Source organism: Synechococcus sp. UW179B (assembly GCF_900474245.1).
In the GTDB taxonomy this organism is placed as follows: Bacteria; Cyanobacteriota; Cyanobacteriia; order PCC-6307; family Cyanobiaceae; genus Synechococcus_C.
In genome coordinates this window covers 13469-32084 of record NZ_UCNZ01000009.1, presented here as the reverse complement: position 1 = coordinate 32084, position 18616 = coordinate 13469, and the positions used below count along the sequence as shown (strand labels likewise).

At 57.0% G+C, this 18616-nt stretch carries 12 protein-coding genes and 1 tRNA gene; 9 read left to right on the top strand and 4 right to left on the bottom strand.

Going from position 1 to position 18616, the window contains the following annotated elements:
- Positions 1–19: 19 nt before the first annotated feature.
- Complete coding sequence (psaA, locus tag DXY38_RS04710; RefSeq protein ID WP_006854785.1) at positions 20–2323, bottom strand: photosystem I core protein PsaA; 2304 nt, start codon at positions 2321–2323, stop codon at positions 20–22.
- Positions 2324–2728: 405 nt separating this feature from the next.
- Between psaA and DXY38_RS04705 the strand changes: the two genes are divergently transcribed.
- Both DXY38_RS04705 and cobJ read left to right on the top strand, forming a co-directional pair.
- A complete protein-coding gene (locus tag DXY38_RS04705; RefSeq protein WP_115070677.1) occupies positions 2729–4228 on the top strand; it encodes a hypothetical protein in 1500 nt (499 codons plus the stop codon).
- The gene (gene cobJ, locus DXY38_RS04700) at positions 4225–6120 is read left to right on the top strand and encodes a precorrin-3B C(17)-methyltransferase (RefSeq protein ID WP_115070676.1); all 1896 of its coding nucleotides are present in this window, start codon (positions 4225–4227) and stop codon (positions 6118–6120) included. The genes DXY38_RS04705 and cobJ overlap by 4 nt, the downstream gene beginning before the upstream one ends.
- A gap of 15 nt (positions 6121–6135) precedes the next feature.
- Here the strand turns inward: cobJ and DXY38_RS04695 are convergent.
- Positions 6136–6209, bottom strand: a tRNA-Pro gene (locus DXY38_RS04695).
- 27 nt (positions 6210–6236) lie between these two features.
- Here DXY38_RS04695 and lipA point away from each other — a divergent pair.
- On the top strand, positions 6237–7106 hold the full coding sequence (lipA, locus tag DXY38_RS04690; protein WP_115070778.1) for a lipoyl synthase: 870 nt from the start codon (positions 6237–6239) through the stop codon (positions 7104–7106).
- Between the two features lie 30 nt (positions 7107–7136).
- On the opposite strand, the gene DXY38_RS04685 is transcribed toward lipA, so the two are convergent.
- Entirely contained in the window at positions 7137–7445 is a 309-nt protein-coding gene (locus tag DXY38_RS04685) for a YciI family protein (protein WP_115070675.1), read from the bottom strand.
- Between the two features lie 15 nt (positions 7446–7460).
- Entirely contained in the window at positions 7461–12059 is a 4599-nt protein-coding gene (gene gltB, locus DXY38_RS04680) for a glutamate synthase large subunit (protein ID WP_115070674.1), read from the bottom strand.
- Positions 12060–12173: 114 nt separating this feature from the next.
- Here gltB and DXY38_RS04675 point away from each other — a divergent pair, with 114 nt between their 5' ends.
- The 6 genes from DXY38_RS04675 to tuf all read left to right on the top strand — a co-directional run bounded on the left by DXY38_RS04675 (position 12174) and on the right by tuf (position 18601).
- Complete coding sequence (locus tag DXY38_RS04675; RefSeq protein ID WP_115070777.1) at positions 12174–13886, top strand: phosphodiester glycosidase family protein; 1713 nt, start codon at positions 12174–12176, stop codon at positions 13884–13886.
- Between the two features lie 20 nt (positions 13887–13906).
- On the top strand, positions 13907–14233 hold the full coding sequence (locus DXY38_RS04670; protein WP_115070673.1) for an AIR synthase: 327 nt from the start codon (positions 13907–13909) through the stop codon (positions 14231–14233).
- 77 nt (positions 14234–14310) lie between these two features.
- Positions 14311–14685: a 30S ribosomal protein S12 gene (rpsL, locus tag DXY38_RS04665; protein WP_006854777.1), complete on the top strand. Its 375-nt coding sequence runs from the start codon at positions 14311–14313 to the stop codon at positions 14683–14685.
- 51 nt (positions 14686–14736) lie between these two features.
- Entirely contained in the window at positions 14737–15207 is a 471-nt protein-coding gene (rpsG, locus tag DXY38_RS04660) for a 30S ribosomal protein S7 (RefSeq protein WP_006854776.1), read from the top strand.
- A gap of 77 nt (positions 15208–15284) precedes the next feature.
- Positions 15285–17360: an elongation factor G gene (gene fusA / locus DXY38_RS04655; protein WP_115070672.1), complete on the top strand. Its 2076-nt coding sequence runs from the start codon at positions 15285–15287 to the stop codon at positions 17358–17360.
- Between the two features lie 41 nt (positions 17361–17401).
- Positions 17402–18601 carry an elongation factor Tu gene (tuf, locus tag DXY38_RS04650; RefSeq protein WP_115070671.1) on the top strand — a complete coding sequence of 400 codons (1200 nt, stop codon included), beginning with the start codon at positions 17402–17404 and terminating at the stop codon, positions 18599–18601.
- The last annotated feature ends 15 nt before the right edge of the window (positions 18602–18616 follow it).

Sequence of the window (18616 nt, the reverse complement as noted above, 5' to 3'; positions counted from 1 at the left end):
AGGGAAAGGTCAGGTGAGGTCAGCCGACCACAAGGATGTGGGCGTGGAAGAAGGCCCATGTGGTCGCGATGCCGCCCAAGAGGTAATGAGCGACACCCACGGCACGGCCCTGGGTGATTGACAGTGCACGGGGCTGGATGGCAGGTGCCACCTTCAGTTTGTTGTGAGCCCAAACGATGGACTCAATCAATTCCTGCCAGTAGCCGCGGCCACTGAACAAGAACATCAAGCTGAAGGCCCAGACGAAGTGAGCACCAAGGAACATCAGGCCATAAGCACTGGTGTTCGAGCCGTAGCTATTGATCACCTGCGCGGCCTGGGCCCAAAGGAAGTCACGCAGCCAGCCATTAATGGTGATTGCACTGTTGGCGAAATTGCCATTCGTGATGTGTTGGACACTGCCATCAGCATTCACTGTTCCCCAAACATCGCTTTGCATCTTCCAGCTGAAGTGGAAAATCACGATGGAGAGGGAGTTGTACATCCAGAACAGGCCTAGGAACACATGGTCCCAAGCAGACACCTGACAGGTGCCACCTCGGCCAGGTCCGTCGCAAGGGAAGCGGAAGCCCAGGTTTGCTTTATCTGGAACGAGGCGGGAGCTACGGGCATAGAGCACACCTTTGAGAAGGATCAACACAGTCACGTGGATCGTGAATGCGTGGATGTGGTGCACCATGAAGTCAGCGGTCCCAAGAGGAATCGCTGCTGCAGCAACCTTGCCACCAACGGCAATCGTGGAGCCGTTGAACACCTCACTCACGCCAGCAAGTGCGTTGGGAGCGGTGCTACCGGCAGCTCCGGCATGCAAACCCTGAATCCACTGAGCGAACACAGGCTTCAGCTGAATCGCTGAATCACTAAACATGTCCTGGGGACGGCCCAGAGCACGCATGGTGTCGTTGTGGATGTAGAGGCCAAAGCTATGGAAGCCCAACCAAATGCACACCCAGTTCAGGTGGCTGATCAGGGCATCGCGAGCTTTGAGCACGCGATCGAGCACGTTATCCACATGCTTGGCAGGGTCGTAATCGCGGATCATGGCGATTGCTGCGTGAGCAGCAGCGCCAACGATTAGGAATCCACCGATCCACATGTGGTGGGTGAACAGTCCGATCTGCGTCGGATAGTCAATCGCCATGTATGGATACGGAGGCATCGCATACATGTGCTGGGCCACGATGATGCTCAGCGAACCGAGCATGGCCAGATTGACTCCCAACTGAGCATGCCAAGAGGTCGTCATGAACTCAAAGAGTCCGTCGTGCCCATTGGTTGCAGGGAATAGAAGGGGATCACCCTTCTGACCTTCGAGGATCTCCTTGATGGAGTGCCCGATGCCCCAGTTCGTGCGGTACATGTGACCAGCCACGATGAACAACACCGCGATGGCTAGGTGGTGATGAGCGATATCGCTCATCCACATGCTTCCAGTAACTGGATTAATTCCACCTTTAAAGGTCAGGAAGTCGCTGTATGCAGCCCAATCACCAGAGAAGAAAGCGCCAATACCGGCACCGAATCCTGGATAGAGCTGAGCGATCAAATCCTGATTAAAGAATTCGTGTGGCAGTGGAATGTCTGCGACAGAAGCAATGGTTTTGCCATTGAGCACCAGCGGCTGGCCGGCGTCGATGGCATCCATCAACTTGGTGGTCGGCAGAGACACATGCAGAAGGTGCCCGGTCCAGGAAAGGGAACCGAGACCAAGCAAACCTGCCAAGTGGTGGTTGAGCATCGACTCAACGTTCTGGAACCACTCGAGCTTGGGAGCTGCCTTGTGATAGTGGAAAACACCGGCATTCAGCATGAGACCGGCCATCACCAGAGCGCCGATGGCAAGAGACATCAGCTGGGTCTCGTTGGTGATGCCCCATGCACGCCAGACGTGAAAGAGGCCAGATGTGATCTGAATGCCTTGGAAACCGGCACCCATATCACCGTTGAGAATCTCCTGGCCAAACACGGGCCACACCACCTGAGCACTTGGCTTCACGTGGGTGGGGTCGGCGAGCCAGCCGGAGAAGTTGGAAAAGCGGGCTCCGTGGAAGAAAGCGCCGCTTAGCCAGATGAAGATCACGGCCAAATGGCCGAAGTGAGCACTAAAGATCTTCCGAGAAACCTCTTCAAGGTCACTCGTGTGGCTATCGAAATCGTGAGCGTTGGCGTGGAGGTTCCAGACCCATGTTGTGGTCTTGGGGCCTTTCGCGAGAGCTCGGTCGAAATGTCCGGGCTTGCCGAACAATTCAAAGGTTGCTGGATTGTCAACCTTTTCGACTTGGCTCTTCGCGGTGCTCCCACGCTCTGGTGGGCTGATGGTCATCGAGTCGTTCCTCGAGGGACGGGATCGAGGTGGAGGGCCACCCCTCCGGAGAACCGGACAGTTCGCCGGGGCCCCGGCCATAACCCGAAGGCTGTAGCCGGGCGCCAGTTCAAGCCAGGAAAACCCTGTCCATCACTGGTGCTTTGGGCCCCAAAGAGGGGACCGCTGATTTGAGCATAGAGTCGCGAGAGGGCCTTAACCCTCATCGAGTTACAAAGGTTCAATCCGGCGGCGATCCAGTCTGCAACTGGGGTCTGGTTTGCAGGTGGTGTCAGCGAGAACCACCCAATCAAGACACAAAACTATCAACAACCTGCTTATTTTCTTTCGCTAATTAATACTCAGTCAGCGCCCTGGACCTGCGAAGTGGGGCCATTCAGAATGTCGGCACATCCTCTCCGCTCCATGGATAAATCGGGCCGGCGACAAGCAAGCATCCGATGGTTCGCAGCACTCTTCGCCCTGATCCTTCTCTTTGGAACGGGACAACCCGTGCTGGCCATTCCGTCGTTGCCTTGGGCCAATCAGCCCAACTCCAAATCCGCTCCTAATCAAGGCAAGAATCTTCCGACCCAAAACCCATCAGGCCGTCTTCGAGAAGTGGAACCACCTGGTGCGGTTCAGCAGCTCCAGCAAGCCTTAGCGAAGCATCATCCCCAGCTTTCACTCATCAGTCCCTTGGATGGGAGCCAGCTCAAGGAGGGCGGTCCCCTCAACCTGGAATTAAAAATCGAGGATTGGCCCCTCGCGAACGACCGCGAACTCGGTCTCGGAGCCCACGTCGCGATTCAAATTGATGACCAAGCACCCATTCGCATCAGTGAACGGAATGGAAACCGCGTCACGCTTGAACTCCCTCCCCTTAGTCCAGGGAGCCACAGGTTCACGGCCTATGCCGCTTATCCCTGGGGAGAAGCCGTCAAAACTCCTGGCGCCAGCTTGCATTGGGCTGTAGATCAGCTGCGCCCGCTGATGGGCACGCAGCCAAAACGCGATGCCCCTTGGCTGGCGATGGTGAGTCCGGCTGAGCTTGGGGGGGACAGCCCTTTGCTGCTCGATTGGTTGGTATGGAATGCGCCGCTGCAAAACCTCCGAGCTGGAGACGCTCGCTGGCGCCTACGCATCACGGTTGACGAGGACAGTTTTGTCGTGGACCAGCAGGATGCCCTTTGGCTCCAGGGAATCGACAACCGCAAAGGGATCAACACTGTTCAGATGGAATTGCTGAACGGGATCGGTGAATCGCTCGAGCCGATGTTCAACAACCAATTGAGAGTGGTCCCTGAGCGGCAGAACCCCAAACCAATTTGGTTGCAATCAAGCCTGAATGACAGCGAGCTAGCGCGTTTGCTGGGTGAAACCAAGCCTGAAGACCCAAGCGCAAGGCAAGAACTTGTCAGCGAAGAGAACGTCCCTCAAGCGCAAGGGGGCAAGAATGCAGAAACAAAGCCAGAGGCATTGAAGCCACAGGCATTAAGCCAACAGGCTGTAGAGGGAAGGGGCTTGGAAGAGAACGACTTAGGAGAAAAGGACTCAGGAGATAAAGCCAAAGACTCAGGAGAAAAAGGCTTCGAAGAGAAGGCTGGAGATAACAAAACGGAGGAGATCGGGCCCTTAGCAGAAAAGGCCTTAGAGGAAGGTGAACAAAACAAAGATGCAATCGCTGTAGATAGCGAGGCTGTTGAAGGAGAACTCGCCAAGCCCGAGGCTCTGAACACAGGCACAGAGAAAGCAACGTCATTGCCAAACGAAGAGATGGCAGTCACAGCAATGCCAGAGAAAGGAGCTGACACAACAAAGAAACCCAGCAAGATCGCCAACCCGGAACCGGAACGAATTGCTCCAACCAGCACCCTGGGAGGATCAGCTCGGGAGCTATTGAACGCCGATGGCACCCAGCGTTGACCTCCGACTCTCCTGTCCTGAACGACTCGTCTCCTCCGACCGCTGCCCGGCGATTGGCCCTAGGGCTGTCCTCAAGGGCCTGGCCGTTGCTGCAAAGACTTCAGCAATGCAGCCTCACGGATCAACTAGCGCTCACCCCTGGCGCTGCCGCTGCCATTCCTGACCTCGATGGAACGTGTCTGGTGAGCTCAGCTGCGGTGTTGCTCCAGCAGCACTGGCAAGAGGGCGGGGTGTTGATCGTGATCGGAGCCACGGGTGCCGTCACCCGTTTGATTGCTCCACTCCTGACCGACAAAGACAGCGACCCTGCCGTCCTGGTGCTCGATGCCAAGGGGCAAAGGGTGGTTCCTTTGCTTGGCGGCCACCAAGCTGGCGCCGAACAATGGAGTAGGGAGGTCGCTGCCGCGCTCGGGGGGGAAGCGGTTCTAACTGGAGACAGTGCGGTTTCAGGCCGTCTTGCAAGCGATGCATTCGGACATGGTTGGGGATGGAAACGTGGCGGAACAGACGCCAACTGGAGCCAACTGATGAAGGCCCAGGCGCGTGGAGAAACAACCCGTCTGATCCAAACAATGGGGAGCACGCTGTGGCAGAGCAGTTCGGCAGCGCAAGCCAGCCAACTTCTCGGCCCCGATGCCGAAACAGGCAGTGCCATCCCAACGAATGCCATACCAACGCTGGAGATCAGCACATCCATGGCCCATGCAGGGGCTTGCACGTGGCACCCACCACTGCTTTGGCTTGGGATTGGCTGCGAACGCGAGACGAGCTTGAACCTTGTCGAGCGCGCCGTAAGCAGCGCCCTCGAGGAGGCGGGCCTGGCCGAAAGCGCCGTTGCAGGCATCACCAGCATCGATCGTAAGGGCGATGAACGGGCGCTCCAAGCGCTCGCACAGCTTCACCATTGGCCCTTCCGATTGCACACCGCATCAGCCTTGAATGAGGTGCCGGTGCCAACCCCATCCCAGGTGGTTGCTGCAGAAATGGGCACCGGATCCGTTGCAGAAGCGGCGGCATTGCTGAGTGCTGGAGACAACGGACGACTCAAACTGAGCAAACGGATCACCCACGCCAACGAGGCTGAACGTGGCGCTGTCACCGTGGCGATTGCCGAGAGCATGGAGGCCCATGCACCGCAACGGGGCGAACTCCATCTGATCGGTAGTGGTCCAGGTGATCTAGCCCTGCTCACTCCTGAAGCCCGCAGTGCCCTGGAGCGCTGTCCTGCCTGGGTGGGATACGGGCTCTACCTCGACTTACTTGAACCGCTGCGCCGTTCGGATCAGATCCGGCTGGATGGGCAACTCACCATGGAGAGAGACCGCTGCCGGCAAGCGCTGAGTCTTGCTTGCCAGGGTGTTCGCGTTGCGTTGGTGTCGTCTGGCGACAGCGGGATTTATGGAATGGCAGGGCTCGCCCTTGAACTCTGGATGGAGCTACCAGAAAACGCACGACCTCGCTTTGCCGTGCATCCAGGAATCTCCGCACTGCAGCTTGCAGCGGCAAAAGCTGGAGCACCGCTAATGCATGACTTCTGCACTGTGAGCCTGAGCGATCGGCTCACCCCATGGGAGGTGATTGAACGACGGCTGGAAGCAGCTGCCAACGGTGATTTCGTCGTTGCGCTCTACAACCCCCGCTCCAAAGGACGCGATTGGCAGCTGCAACGTGCCAAGGACATCCTGCTAACGCAACGCCCCGACGCCACACCTGTTGTGATCGCAAGGCAATTAGGTCGACAAGAGGAACACGTGTCGTTCTCCCGGCTCGACAGCTTGCCCGTGGACACCATTGACATGCTGACCGTTTTGGTCATCGGCAACAGCAGTAGCAGAATGGAAGGGGGCCGAATGGTGACTCCGCGCGGCTACCCAGGCGCAGAACTGAGTTGAGCGCAACTCATAGAGTCGGGATGACAGGATTCGAACCTGCGGCCCCTTCGTCCCGAACGAAGTGCGCTACCAAGCTGCGCTACATCCCGATGAGGCGACTTTAAAAGATGACGTCCATTCAGAAACCTGACTGGTTGCGCGTCAAAGCCCCCCAGCGCGAGCGCATTGGCGAGGTAGCCGACCTGCTGCTGGACCTCAAGCTGAACACCGTTTGCCAGGAGGCAAGCTGCCCAAATATCGGCGAATGCTTTGCCGGAGGGACCGCGACGTTCCTGATCATGGGGCCCGGCTGCACCCGCGCCTGTCCCTACTGCGACATCGACTTCGACAAGAGCGTCCGAGCACTCGACCCAACCGAACCGCAACGGCTCGGGGAGGCGGTCTCCCGGCTTGGGCTCAAACACGTGGTAATCACGTCCGTGAACCGCGACGACCTGGAAGACGGAGGGGCGTCGCAGTTCGTGGCTTGCATTGAGCAGGTGAAGCAACACTCTCCGCTCACCACAATTGAGCTGCTCATTCCCGATTTCTGTGGCAATTGGGATGCGCTAGCCACGGTGATGGAGGCATCACCGCATGTGCTCAATCACAACATTGAAACGGTGCCGCGGCTGTATCGCCAAGCGCGTCCGCAGGGGATCTATGAGCGCTCCTTGGAACTCCTCAAACGGGTTCGCGATGGCTGGCCACGGTCTTACAGCAAGTCGGGATTGATGGTGGGCCTTGGCGAGAGCGACGCGGAAGTGATCGAGGTGCTTCGCGATTTGAGAGAACACCGAGTTGACATCGTCACCATCGGCCAATACTTGTCACCAGGCCCCAAACACTTGAGCGTGGACCGGTTTGTGACTCCAGAGCAGTTCGAGAGCTACCGCCTCAAGGGAGAACAAGAGCTTGGATTCCTCCAGGTGGTCAGCACTCCGCTCACCCGCAGTAGCTACCACGCCGGTGAGGTCCAGCGATTGATGGCCACGCACCCGCGCTAATCCCCCCTTAAAACCTGCTGCGCCTGGGGATCAAGCCTGAAGTGCTCCCTCAACAGGCTTCCATTCGTGCAGTGTCCAGTCCACCAAGTTTCGAGCAATCATCGGATCGGCAGAGATGAACGCTTTGGCTGCCTCATAGCTTTCGGCCTCGAAGACCAATAAACCGCCCCCACCTGGCTTGTGTTGCTCATCCACAAGAAAACCGCTGGCCATGGCACACCCTGCGAGCCGATGAGATTCAACCCAACGGCGATGGTCATGGCAATGAACGCGACGCTGCTCCGCTGATAACGAGGTCATCGCTGCGGTGAACGTTTCCTGCTTGATAAACCAGGGCATAGCGAAGCGGAGAAATTAGGCGGCAACCACCTCACGCGCTTCAAGCCCCATCGCTGCCCGCTCACTGGGGGGCACCAACAACTTGAACGACGACTTGGCGTTGGTCCAATCCGCAAGCAAAGCCTTGGCCTTCTCACTGGCGGTGGTGTTCAGATGAGCCTCAAGGAGTGATTTCAGCAAGGACTCCTGCTGGGGAGTCGTGATGCTGACCACCTCAACAATTTCAGGATTCACGCGGGCCTGGACACCGCCCGCTTCATCCAACAGGAACGCCACACCACCGGTCATACCGGCACCGACATTGCGACCGGTGCTGCCTAAAACCACAATCACGCCTCCGGTCATGTACTCGCAACAGTGATCCCCGGCGCCTTCCACCACGGCACGCGCTCCGCTGTTGCGAACGCCGAAGCGTTCTCCAGCCCGACCATGCGCAAAAAGCTCACCACCCGTGGCTCCGTACAAACAGGTGTTACCAAGAATCACCTGATCGCCAGGGTTGGCGACACCATCATCCGGAACAAGCGTGATCCGACCACTGTTCATGCCTTTTCCCACGTAGTCGTTGGCTTCACCCTCCAGACGCATCGTCATGCCTTGGACAAGGAATGCCGCAAAGCTCTGGCCGGCAGCGCCCCGGAAGTTCAGATTCAACTGGCCTTTAAAGCCACGATTCCCATGACGTTGCGCCATTTCTCCGGCGAGTCGTGCACCAACACTGCGATCGGTATTAACGATCTCGATCTCGCGACTGAGAGAACCATGATTCTCGACAGCAGCCATGAAGCCGGCATCAGCGAGCAGATCATCTTCAAGAATCGGACCATTCCCATGGGCTTCAGGGCTGTGCTTGAGCCAGGAGCGGTCGTTCGCATCTCCCACGGGAGCCAACAAGCTGGAGAGATCCACGCATTTGGTCTTTTCAAGCTCAACGGAACGGGGCTGAAGCAGATCGCTGCGTCCAATCAGATCCTCAAGACGAGCAACTCCCAAGACACTCATCAACTGACGAACCTCTTCCGCCACGTACCAAAAGAAGTTCACGACGTGCTCGGGCACACCGGTGAAGCGTTTGCGTAGCGCTTCTTTCTGAGTGGCCACCCCCACGGGGCAGTTATTGGTGTGACAAACGCGGGCCATGATGCAGCCCTCGGCAATCATCGCCACAGACCCAAATCCATACTCTTCTGCACCGAGCAGAGCAGCGACGACCACATCCCAGCCGGTCTTGAGACCGCCATCGGCACGGAGCAAGACGCGATCACGCAATCCGTTCTCCAACAGAGACCGATGCACTTCTGTAAGACCTAGCTCCCAGGGACTGCCCGCGTGCTTGATCGAGCTCAGCGGCGATGCCCCCGTGCCGCCATCGTGACCCGAGATCTGGATCACATCGGCATTGGCCTTCGCCACACCGGCGGCAATCGTACCGATCCCAATCTCAGCCACCAACTTGACACTGACAGGGGCTTTGGGATGCACCTGGTGGAGATCATGGATGAGCTGGGCGAGATCCTCAATGGAATAAATGTCGTGGTGGGGCGGAGGTGAAATCAACGCCACACCAGGCTTGCTGTTGCGCAGCCCAGCGATGTACTCATCCACCTTTGGTCCAGGCAGTTGGCCACCTTCACCAGGCTTAGCCCCCTGCGCCACCTTGATCTCAAGTTGCTTCCCGCTGCGCAAATATTCCGCTGTCACCCCGAATCGGCCGGAGGCAATCTGCTTAATCGCTGAGCAGGCGGTATCACCATTTCTCAGCCCACCGATGCTGGGGAAAGACGATGACCGACCGTCTCCATCCACATCATCAAGAACCTGAAAACGAATCGGGTCCTCACCACCCTCACCGCTATTGCTCTTTCCCCCAATACGGTTCATCGCCACGGCTAAAACCTCATGGGCTTCTCTTGAAAGAGCTCCCAAGCTCATGCCACCCGTACAAAAACGGGTGCACAGGCTTTCTGCACTCTCCACCTGGTCGAGCGGCAAAGGCGTTGCAGCCAGCTTGAACTCAAGCAAATCGCGAAGGGCCGTTACAGGCCTGTTTTCCAACAGGGTTTTGTAAGTGGAGAAATGGTCGTATCCAGGACCAGCTTTGACGGCACTGTGCAGAGCCTTCGACATCTCAGGGCTATTGAGGTGGTACTCACCACCGGTGCGGTATTGCACAAAACCCATGAACTCAAGCTTGCTGCGATTCAGCTCAGGGAAAGCCTTGGCATGCAGCGAAAGCGTCTCATTGGCAAGCTCTTGAAGCGTCATCCCAGCCACTCGGCTCGTCGTCCCTGCAAAAGCCTTTTGAATCACGTCGGCCCCAAGACCGATGGCCTCAAAAATTTGAGCTCCGTGATAGCTCGCCAGGAGCGAAATCCCGATTTTGGAGAGAATCTTTCGGAGACCGTTCTCCAAAGACAAGCGCACATTGTCCTGGGCCTTGCCTGGATCCAAGGACTGAAGCTTGCCTTGTTCGATCCGCTTCTGCGTCTTGGGATGGGCGAGCCAATGGCGAGTGGTCTCCCAGGTGAGCCATGGACAAACCGCGCTAGCGCCGTAACCGATCAAGCAGGCCATGTGATGCGTGCTCCAACACTGAGCGGTCTCCGAAACCAGCGAACAATGGAGTCTCAATTTCTGGCGCAAGAGATGGTGGTGCACCGCGCCCACCGCCAACAGAGCAGGCATCGCCACTGTGGTGGCCATTAGCTCCGCGGGCTGTTCATCAGCATTCACGCGGTCCGATAGAACCAACACCTGAGCGCCCTTGCGGACCGCCTCTTCTGCTTTCAAGCAGAGAGCATCTACGGCTGACTGAAGTCCCCCGGCACACGCTTCCACTTCAACCTGGGTGGAGAGGGATCGCACCGTGAGTCCTTGGTTCGACAGAGCGGCCAGCTCCGCCTCATTGAGCACGGGCGTGTCGAGGTGAATCAAGGCCGCGGCCTCTGCCTGGGGCTTCACTGCCGGGCGCCTCTGCCCCAAGTGCATCTCCAAGCTCATCACCAATTTTTCGCGCAAGGGATCAATCGGTGGATTGGTCACTTGCGCAAAGCGCTGTTTGAAATAGTCGTACAGAAGGTGGGGCTTGTCGGAGAGCACCGCCAAGGGGATGTCGTCTCCCATGCAGTAGGTGGGCTCCTTGCCAAGACCTGCCATGTCCTCAATCACAAGATCAAGATCTTCTGCGGTGAAGCCCATCGCCGTCTGCAAACGCAGCAAATCAAGCTCACTGATTTGGCAGTCCTGAGTCCAAGGCTGAGCCGAAACCGAGCGGCGATGCTGCTTCAACCAATCGCCATAAGGGAAGCGTTTTGCGGCGTCTTCCTTCACCGCCCAATTGGTCAACAGCTCTCCGCGCTCAAGATCAACGGCCACCATTTGGCCTGGGCCTAAACGCCCTTTCTCAACCACTGCCTTTCCGCTGAGATCCACCACTCCGGTCTCAGAGCCCATGATGACGAAGCCATCCGCCGTTGTGCACCACCGAGCAGGCCTGAGCCCATTGCGATCCAAGGTCGCTCCCACTCTCTTCCCATCGGCAAACACCAACAACGCCGGGCCATCCCATGGCTCTTGAATCCCGGCATTGAATTCGTACATCGCCGTGACATCAGGACGGCTGTCCAGGTCCGGCTGATTGCGGAAGGCTTCCGGCACCAACGTGATCAAACTGTCGGTGATGGACCGTCCACTGCGCACCATCAGCTCAAGCGTGGCATCGAGATTCGCCGAGTCGCTGAAGTCAGGGTTCACAACGGGTATCAAGTCGGCGGCTGCTTCAGCCCACACGTCTTCGAGGCCAGCTTCTGAGGCCTTAGCCCAGTTGAGATTGCCCAGCAGGGTATTGATCTCTCCGTTGTGACCCAAGAGGCGCATCGGCTGTGCCAACGGCCAGCGGGGAAGCGTATTGGTGCTGAAACGGCGGTGATACACCGCAAAACTCACAGCAAAGCGAGGGTCACGCAGATCGGCGTAGTACTGGGCGAGAACCTCGGAGCGGACCATCCCCTTGTAGACAACAGTCCTGCCACTCAGGGACGCGACATAGAGGTCGCGAGCGCCCTCGGCGCCAAATTCCTGCCGGACCCTGGCACCAACACGACGGCGCAGACGCAACAGCAACGATTCCAGGGCATCGGCATCAACAGCGCTGTGAACCAACCACTGTTCGATGACGGGTGCCGTCTCACGCGCCAGCGGACCGAGCACGGCTGAGTCGACCGGAACCTCACGCCATCCCACGGAGGTCAGGCCAAGGGCCTGCGCCTCTTGATCGCAGAATCGCTGCACTTCGGCACGGCGGCTGGGATCTTTTGGCAGAAACATCATGCCGAGACCGTTGGCGTTCACGGCTTCTGGCCAAATGGCTCTCAAGTAATCCCAAGGGATTTCGCATAGGACTCCTGCCCCGTCTCCAGAATCACCATCGCCTCCACAGCCACCTCTGTGCTCCATACAACCCAACCCACGCAGGGCCTGCTGAAGCACCCAATGACTGCGCTCACCCTGAAGTTGTGCAAGAAAACCAACACCACAGGCGTCCTTCTCCGCGGCAATCGCAGCAGGTGCACTGCTGTCGCAATAGGGCCAATCGGAACCGGTGAGTTGGGTCATAACCTGCAGTCGAGACGTGCAACAGCAACGGTGTTCGCATTCCGTAGCTGGTTGAGATATTTCGGATCCTAAGGATTCGCCCACCCCAGCTAGCGTCGATATATGGATGCAGCAATGCCACCTCCACCGCCAGCGCCGATTGCGGAGGTTCGCGTCACTGATCAGTTCAGTGGAGATCGCCTAACAATCGGCGGCATCGACACCTCGAGCTCGTGGTTGTGGCAAGGCCAGGGAGCGACGCGTCCCACGCGGCTCTGGTTGCCTCTTGATCTGCTTGTGGGCCAGATGGGATTCCAGCGCCAAGCGGACGTCGGCGAAGAATTTCTTGATTGGTACGGCTTTCAACGGCCTTTGAGCGGTTTGCAACAACGCACCATCGGGGATGAAGTCGCCCTCGATGCCCTGCCCTGGTTGAACGCGATGGGGGTTCAAGTGAACCGAACCAAGAGCACGCTGAGGGTGGACCTGCCCAAACCCCATCTGAAAAAGCTCAGACAAGGCAAGGGAAGCAGCGCCAACCGTCTTGTGCTGGACCTCAGTGGGCCTGCTCTCGTTCAACGCCAGGGCGATGATCTCCTTCTGCAAGTGCAGGTCACGCCTCTTCAGGAAAGCCAACTGCGCAGACTTGGCTTGAAAACACGACGAGACAGCAGTGGGCTGAAGCTTCTGGGTCAATCCAGCAGGCTTTCCTCCTTGACCCTGAAAGACCCATGGCGGGTCGTGCTGGATGGCATCACCCCCGCAAAGTCTTCGACAAAACAGCGACAGAGCCAAGCCTTTCAAATCGCGTTGCTTGCCCCAGAGATGCAAGACCTGATCAAGAAAGGGTTGGTTCTTGATCAGCGCGTCGTTCAAGTCGGCGTCAAGCCCATTCGGCTGTACCGAGCAGGAGTTCAGCACAACAGCTCAGATCTCCTTTTACGCCCGCTTGCCCCCAGCCATGCCCAACCAGGATTGCGCTACCTCAATCAGTTGGCGCAACCTGCCAACGCGCTTGTAGCAGTCAATGGAGGCTTTTTCAACAGGGTTCGCCAACTCCCCCTTGGCGCTGTTCGACTCAACAATGAGTGGCTCTCAGGCCCGATCCTCAACCGAGGCGCCATTGGCTGGAAGCGCCGCGGCCCGCTGATGTTTGGACGCCTGCAGTTGATCCAAGAGATGACGGTGGTTGGACGACGGAGATGGCCTCTCGGAATGCTGAATAGCGGGTATGTGCAACGCGGACTCAGTCGCTACACCCGAGCCTGGGGGCCAACGTATCGCGCGCTGAGTGGAGAAGAGCAGGCGTTGACACTCAGCGAAGGACGCGTCGATGCGGTATATGACCAAGCCTCCCTCGTTCGCGGTGTGCCTTTGCCTTTAAAAGGAGACCTGATCGTGGCCCGTGGGGGGACTGCACTCCCCGCACAGATCGGGGATGCAGTGACCATCAACATGCGCAGCTCAAACCCCTTAGGTGAACTCCCTCAAGTGATGGGGGGAGGGCCCCTTCTGCTGCAAATGGGCAGGGTTGTCCTAAACGGCCGTCAGGAGGGCTTTAGTCCTGGCTTCCTTGCCGTTTCAGCACCTCGCACCGTTGTTGCACAAGACAGCGAGCGAATTTGGCTCCTCGCCGTCAAAGGCGCGAATGGCAGCGATCCCACTCTCATTGAAACGAGTTTGGCGCTGAGTCAACTGGGGCTCAGGGACGCGCTCAATCTCGACGGAGGAAGCTCAACCACCATGCTCATCGCCAATACAACCGTGATGACCGGCCGGGGCATCACGCCTCGCGTGCAAAACGGTCTTGGATTTATCAGTGATCAATCCAAGGTGCTGGCAAACTGAATCCATTGATGCGAATGGCTATGGGCGCCACGTTCTCCATCAGCGCCTCCGCTGCAGCGGAACTCGGACGCCAGGCAGCGGTAGCAGGGACACCAGGGTTGATGCATTTGGACTTGGTATCCGGCAGCTGCGAACAACACGTGATCCGCCTGCGACCCGGTCACCTCGCAGGTGTTGCCATGGCACGAGCCGATGGAGTCACGCTGCACGCTCCAGAGGAGCAACTCCATCTTTTAGAGGGTCTGTGCCTCGATTACCGCGGTGATCTGAGTGGCGGTGGCTTTCTGATCAGCCCCCAAGACAACGTGCGTTGCTGTCTCTGCGGAAGCGCTTTTTCCCGCTGCTAAGAAAAAAAGGTCAGACGAACCAGTATGGTGACGGATTGTCGAACTAGGTCGGGTCTCCGGCCGCATCCCGACCGTCGATGCCAACCATCCAGCAACTAATCCGTCACGAGCGTCAGACCCTCAAGGCGAAAACCAAATCTCCTGCGCTTAGGGCTTGCCCGGAGCGACGGGGTGTATGCACCCGCGTGTATACCTCCACTCCGAAGAAGCCGAATTCGGCTCTACGCAAAGTGGCCCGTGTACGCCTCACCTCCGGGTTCGAGGTCACGGCTTACATCGGTGGCATCGGCCATAACCTCCAGGAGCACTCTGTGGTCCTCATCCGTGGAGGAAGAGTCAAGGATCTTCCCGGTGTTCGCTACCACATCATTCGCGGAACCTTGGACACCGCTGGTGTCAAGGACCGCCGTCAATCCCGTTCGAAGTACGGCGCCAAGTCGCCCAAAGAGTGATTTTCACTCTTTCCACTTTTTCTCACTCTGTTTCTCCACACCTAACGGTTCATGTCACGCCGTAACGCAGCAGTCAAGCGTCCGATCCTTCCGGATCCACAATTCAACAACCGCCTCGCCACGATGATGGTGGCTCGGTTGATGAAGCATGGAAAAAAGTCCACCGCCCAACGCATTCTTTCTGATGCTTTTGGATTGATCGGTGAACGCACCGGTGGTGATCCCGTCGAGCTGTTCGAAACGGCAGTCAAGAACGCGACTCCACTCGTCGAAGTTCGTGCTCGCCGCGTTGGTGGTGCGACCTATCAGGTGCCCATGGAAGTTCGCCAAGAGCGGGGCACTGCGATGGCTCTGCGTTGGCTCGTGAATTTCTCAAGAGCTCGTAACGGTCGCAGCATGGCCCAAAAGCTTGCTGGCGAATTAATGGACGCCGCGAACGAAGCTGGTAGTGCCGTCCGCAAACGGGAAGAAACCCACAAGATGGCTGAAGCGAACAAAGCTTTCGCCCACTATCGCTACTGATCTTCAGTCAACCTGATTTACTCAGGTTGACATGTAGAGTCACATTCGCTTTTTAACGCCCCACCCCGGAGTATCCTGTGGCACGCGACTTTCCCCTGGAACGCGTCAGAAATATTGGTATTGCAGCCCATATTGACGCTGGTAAAACAACCACCACTGAGAGGATTCTGTTCTACTCCGGTGTGGTGCACAAAATTGGTGAGGTGCATGACGGTGCCGCTGTAACCGACTGGATGGCCCAGGAGCGTGAGCGTGGGATCACCATTACTGCCGCTGCTATTTCCACAAGCTGGAATGACCACCGGATCAACATTATTGATACCCCTGGACACGTTGACTTCACCATCGAAGTTGAACGCTCCATGCGCGTTCTCGATGGTGTTATCGCCGTCTTCTGTGCCGTTGGTGGTGTCCAACCACAATCAGAAACGGTGTGGCGCCAAGCCGACCGTTATTCCGTGCCGCGCATGGTGTTCGTCAACAAGATGGATCGGACTGGTGCCGATTTCTTGAAGGTCTACGGCCAAATTAAGGATCGCCTCAAGGCCAACGCGGTTCCCATTCAGCTTCCGATTGGAGCCGAAGGCGAACTCAGCGGAATCATCGATCTTGTTGAGAACAAAGCCAATATTTATAAAGATGATTTAGGCCAAGACATCGAAGTCACAGATGTTCCTGCAAACATGAAAGATGAGGTTGATAAGTGGCGCAACGTTTTGATGGAAACGATTGCCGAAACCGATGAAGAACTGATCGAAAAGTTCCTCGAATCAGGCGAACTTTCCAACTCCGAACTTAAGCAAGGGATCCGTACTGGCGTTCTGAAGCACAGCTTGGTTCCTGTTCTCTGCGGCTCAGCCTTTAAAAACAAAGGCGTGCAACTGGTTCTCGACGCTGTGGTGGATTACCTGCCAGCACCCATCGACGTGCCACCGATTCAAGGCATTCTTCCGAACGGCAAGGAAGCGGTTCGACCTTCCGACGACAGCGCGCCCTTCAGTGCTCTGGCCTTCAAGGTGATGGCTGATCCTTACGGCAAGCTCACCTTTGTTCGCATGTATTCAGGCATCCTCGAGAAAGGAAGCTATGTGTTGAACTCCACCAAAGACAGCAAAGAGCGCATTTCTCGCCTCGTCGTCCTCAAAGCCGATGATCGCGAAGAAGTGGATGCCCTTCGTGCCGGTGATCTCGGAGCTGTTTTGGGTCTCAAGAACACAACCACCGGAGACACCCTCTGCTCAACAGACGATCCAATTGTTTTGGAAACGCTGTTTGTGCCTGAGCCCGTGATCTCGGTTGCGGTCGAACCCAAAACCAAAGGCGACATGGAGAAACTCTCCAAAGCCTTGGTGTCATTGGCCGAAGAAGACCCGACGTTCCGTGTCCGTACGGATCAGGAAACAGGTCAGACCGTGATTGCAGGCATGGGCGAACTCCACCTCGAAATTTTGGTGGATCGCATGCTGCGCGAATTCAAAGTGGAAGCCAATATTGGTGCCCCTCAAGTTTCTTACAGAGAAACCATTCGTGGTTCATCGAAAGGGGAAGGCAAGTTCTCCCGGCAAACTGGTGGTAAAGGCCAATACGGTCACGTCGTCATCGAGATGGAGCCTGGCGAACCAGAATCTGGCTTTGAATTCATCAACAAAATTGTTGGTGGCATCGTTCCCAAGGAATACATCAAGCCTGCAGAGCAGGGCATGAAGGAGACCTGCGAGTCAGGTGTGATTGCTGGTTATCCCCTGATTGATGTCAAATGCACGATGGTCGATGGGTCTTACCACGATGTGGACTCGTCGGAGATGGCTTTCAAGATTGCTGGCTCTATGGCCTTCAAGGATGCGGTCAAGAAGTGCAATCCTGTACTTCTTGAGCCGATGATGAAGGTCGAAGTCGAAATCCCCGAGGATTTCCTCGGTTCGGTGATCGGCGACCTGTCCTCTCGCCGGGGACAGGTAGAGGGCCAGTCCGTCGATGACGGAACGTCTAAAGTCTCTTCCAAGGTGCCCTTGGCCGAGATGTTCGGCTATGCCACCGAACTCCGATCCATGACCCAGGGTCGGGGTATTTTCTCGATGGAGTTCAGTCACTACGAGGATGTTCCTCGCAATGTGGCCGAGGCCATCATCTCCAAGAATCAGGGCAATTCCTGATCTCTACACTCCCTTAATTCACCCCTAGATTCTTTACCAAAATGGCTCGCGAGAAGTTCGAAAGGAACAAGCCCCACGTCAACATCGGCACCATCGGCCACGTTGACCACGGCAAAACCACCCTCACCGCAGCGATCACAAGCGTGCTCGCCAAAAAAGGTCAGGCTGAGGTTCAAAACTATGCCGACATTGATGGTGCTCCTGAGGAGCGCGAGCGTGGCATCACCATCAATACTGCTCACGTTGAGTACGAAACCGATACCCGCCACTACGCCCACGTTGACTGCCCTGGTCACGCGGACTATGTGAAGAACATGATCACGGGTGCTGCTCAGATGGATGGCGCCATCCTCGTGTGCGCAGCCACCGACGGCCCCATGGCCCAAACCAAGGAGCACATCCTTCTCGCCAAGCAAGTTGGCGTTCCCGCCTTGGTTGTTGCACTGAATAAGTGCGACATGGTCGATGACGAAGAAATCATCGAGTTGGTTGAACTCGAGATCCGCGAGTTGCTGTCCAGCTACGACTTCCCCGGCGACGACATCCCTGTTGTTCAAGTCTCTGGCCTTAAAGCCATTGAGGGAGAAGCAGAATGGGAAGCCAAAATTGAAGAATTGATGGCAGCGGTGGATGCAAGCATCCCCGAACCCGAGCGCGAAGTGGACAAGCCATTCCTGATGGCGATCGAAGACGTGTTCTCCATCACTGGACGTGGCACCGTCGCAACCGGTCGTATCGAACGCGGCATCGTCAAAGTTGGCGAAGAAGTTGAAATCGTGGGTATCAGAGAGCCCCGTAAAACCACCGTTACCGGTGTGGAGATGTTCCGCAAACTGCTCGACGAGGGCATGGCCGGCGACAACGTGGGTCTTCTGCTTCGCGGCGTTCAGAAGGAAGACATCGAACGTGGCATGGTGCTCGTGAAGCCCGGCTCGATCACTCCTCACACCAAGTTTGAGGGCCAGGTCTACGTTCTCAAGAAAGAAGAAGGTGGTCGTCACACACCTTTCTTTGCTGGCTACCGCCCGCAGTTCTACATCCGCACCACGGACGTGACCGGCCAGATCACCGCATTCACCGCGGAAGATGGCACCAACGTTGAAATGGTGATGCCTGGAGACAACATCCAGATGACTGGTGAGTTGATCTGCCCCGTTGCCATGGAAATGGGCATGCGCTTCGCTATTCGCGAAGGTGGTCGCACCATCGGTGCTGGCGTGGTCTCCAAGATCATCGAATGATCTAATGCTCAATCC

Coding starts and splice junctions, on each gene's coding strand:
- psaA (WP_006854785.1), bottom strand. CDS start 2,323: ATGACCATCAGCCCACCAGAGCGTGGGAGCACCGCGAAGAGCCAAGTC.
- DXY38_RS04705 (WP_115070677.1), top strand. CDS start 2,729: ATGGATAAATCGGGCCGGCGACAAGCAAGCATCCGATGGTTCGCAGCA.
- DXY38_RS04685 (WP_115070675.1), bottom strand. CDS start 7,445: ATGCCCTGGTTTATCAAGCAGGAAACGTTCACCGCAGCGATGACCTCG.
- gltB (WP_115070674.1), bottom strand. CDS start 12,059: ATGACCCAACTCACCGGTTCCGATTGGCCCTATTGCGACAGCAGTGCA.
- DXY38_RS04675 (WP_115070777.1), top strand. CDS start 12,174: ATGCCACCTCCACCGCCAGCGCCGATTGCGGAGGTTCGCGTCACTGAT.
- DXY38_RS04670 (WP_115070673.1), top strand. CDS start 13,907: ATGGGCGCCACGTTCTCCATCAGCGCCTCCGCTGCAGCGGAACTCGGA.
- rpsL (WP_006854777.1), top strand. CDS start 14,311: ATGCCAACCATCCAGCAACTAATCCGTCACGAGCGTCAGACCCTCAAG.
- rpsG (WP_006854776.1), top strand. CDS start 14,737: ATGTCACGCCGTAACGCAGCAGTCAAGCGTCCGATCCTTCCGGATCCA.
- tuf (WP_115070671.1), top strand. CDS start 17,402: ATGGCTCGCGAGAAGTTCGAAAGGAACAAGCCCCACGTCAACATCGGC.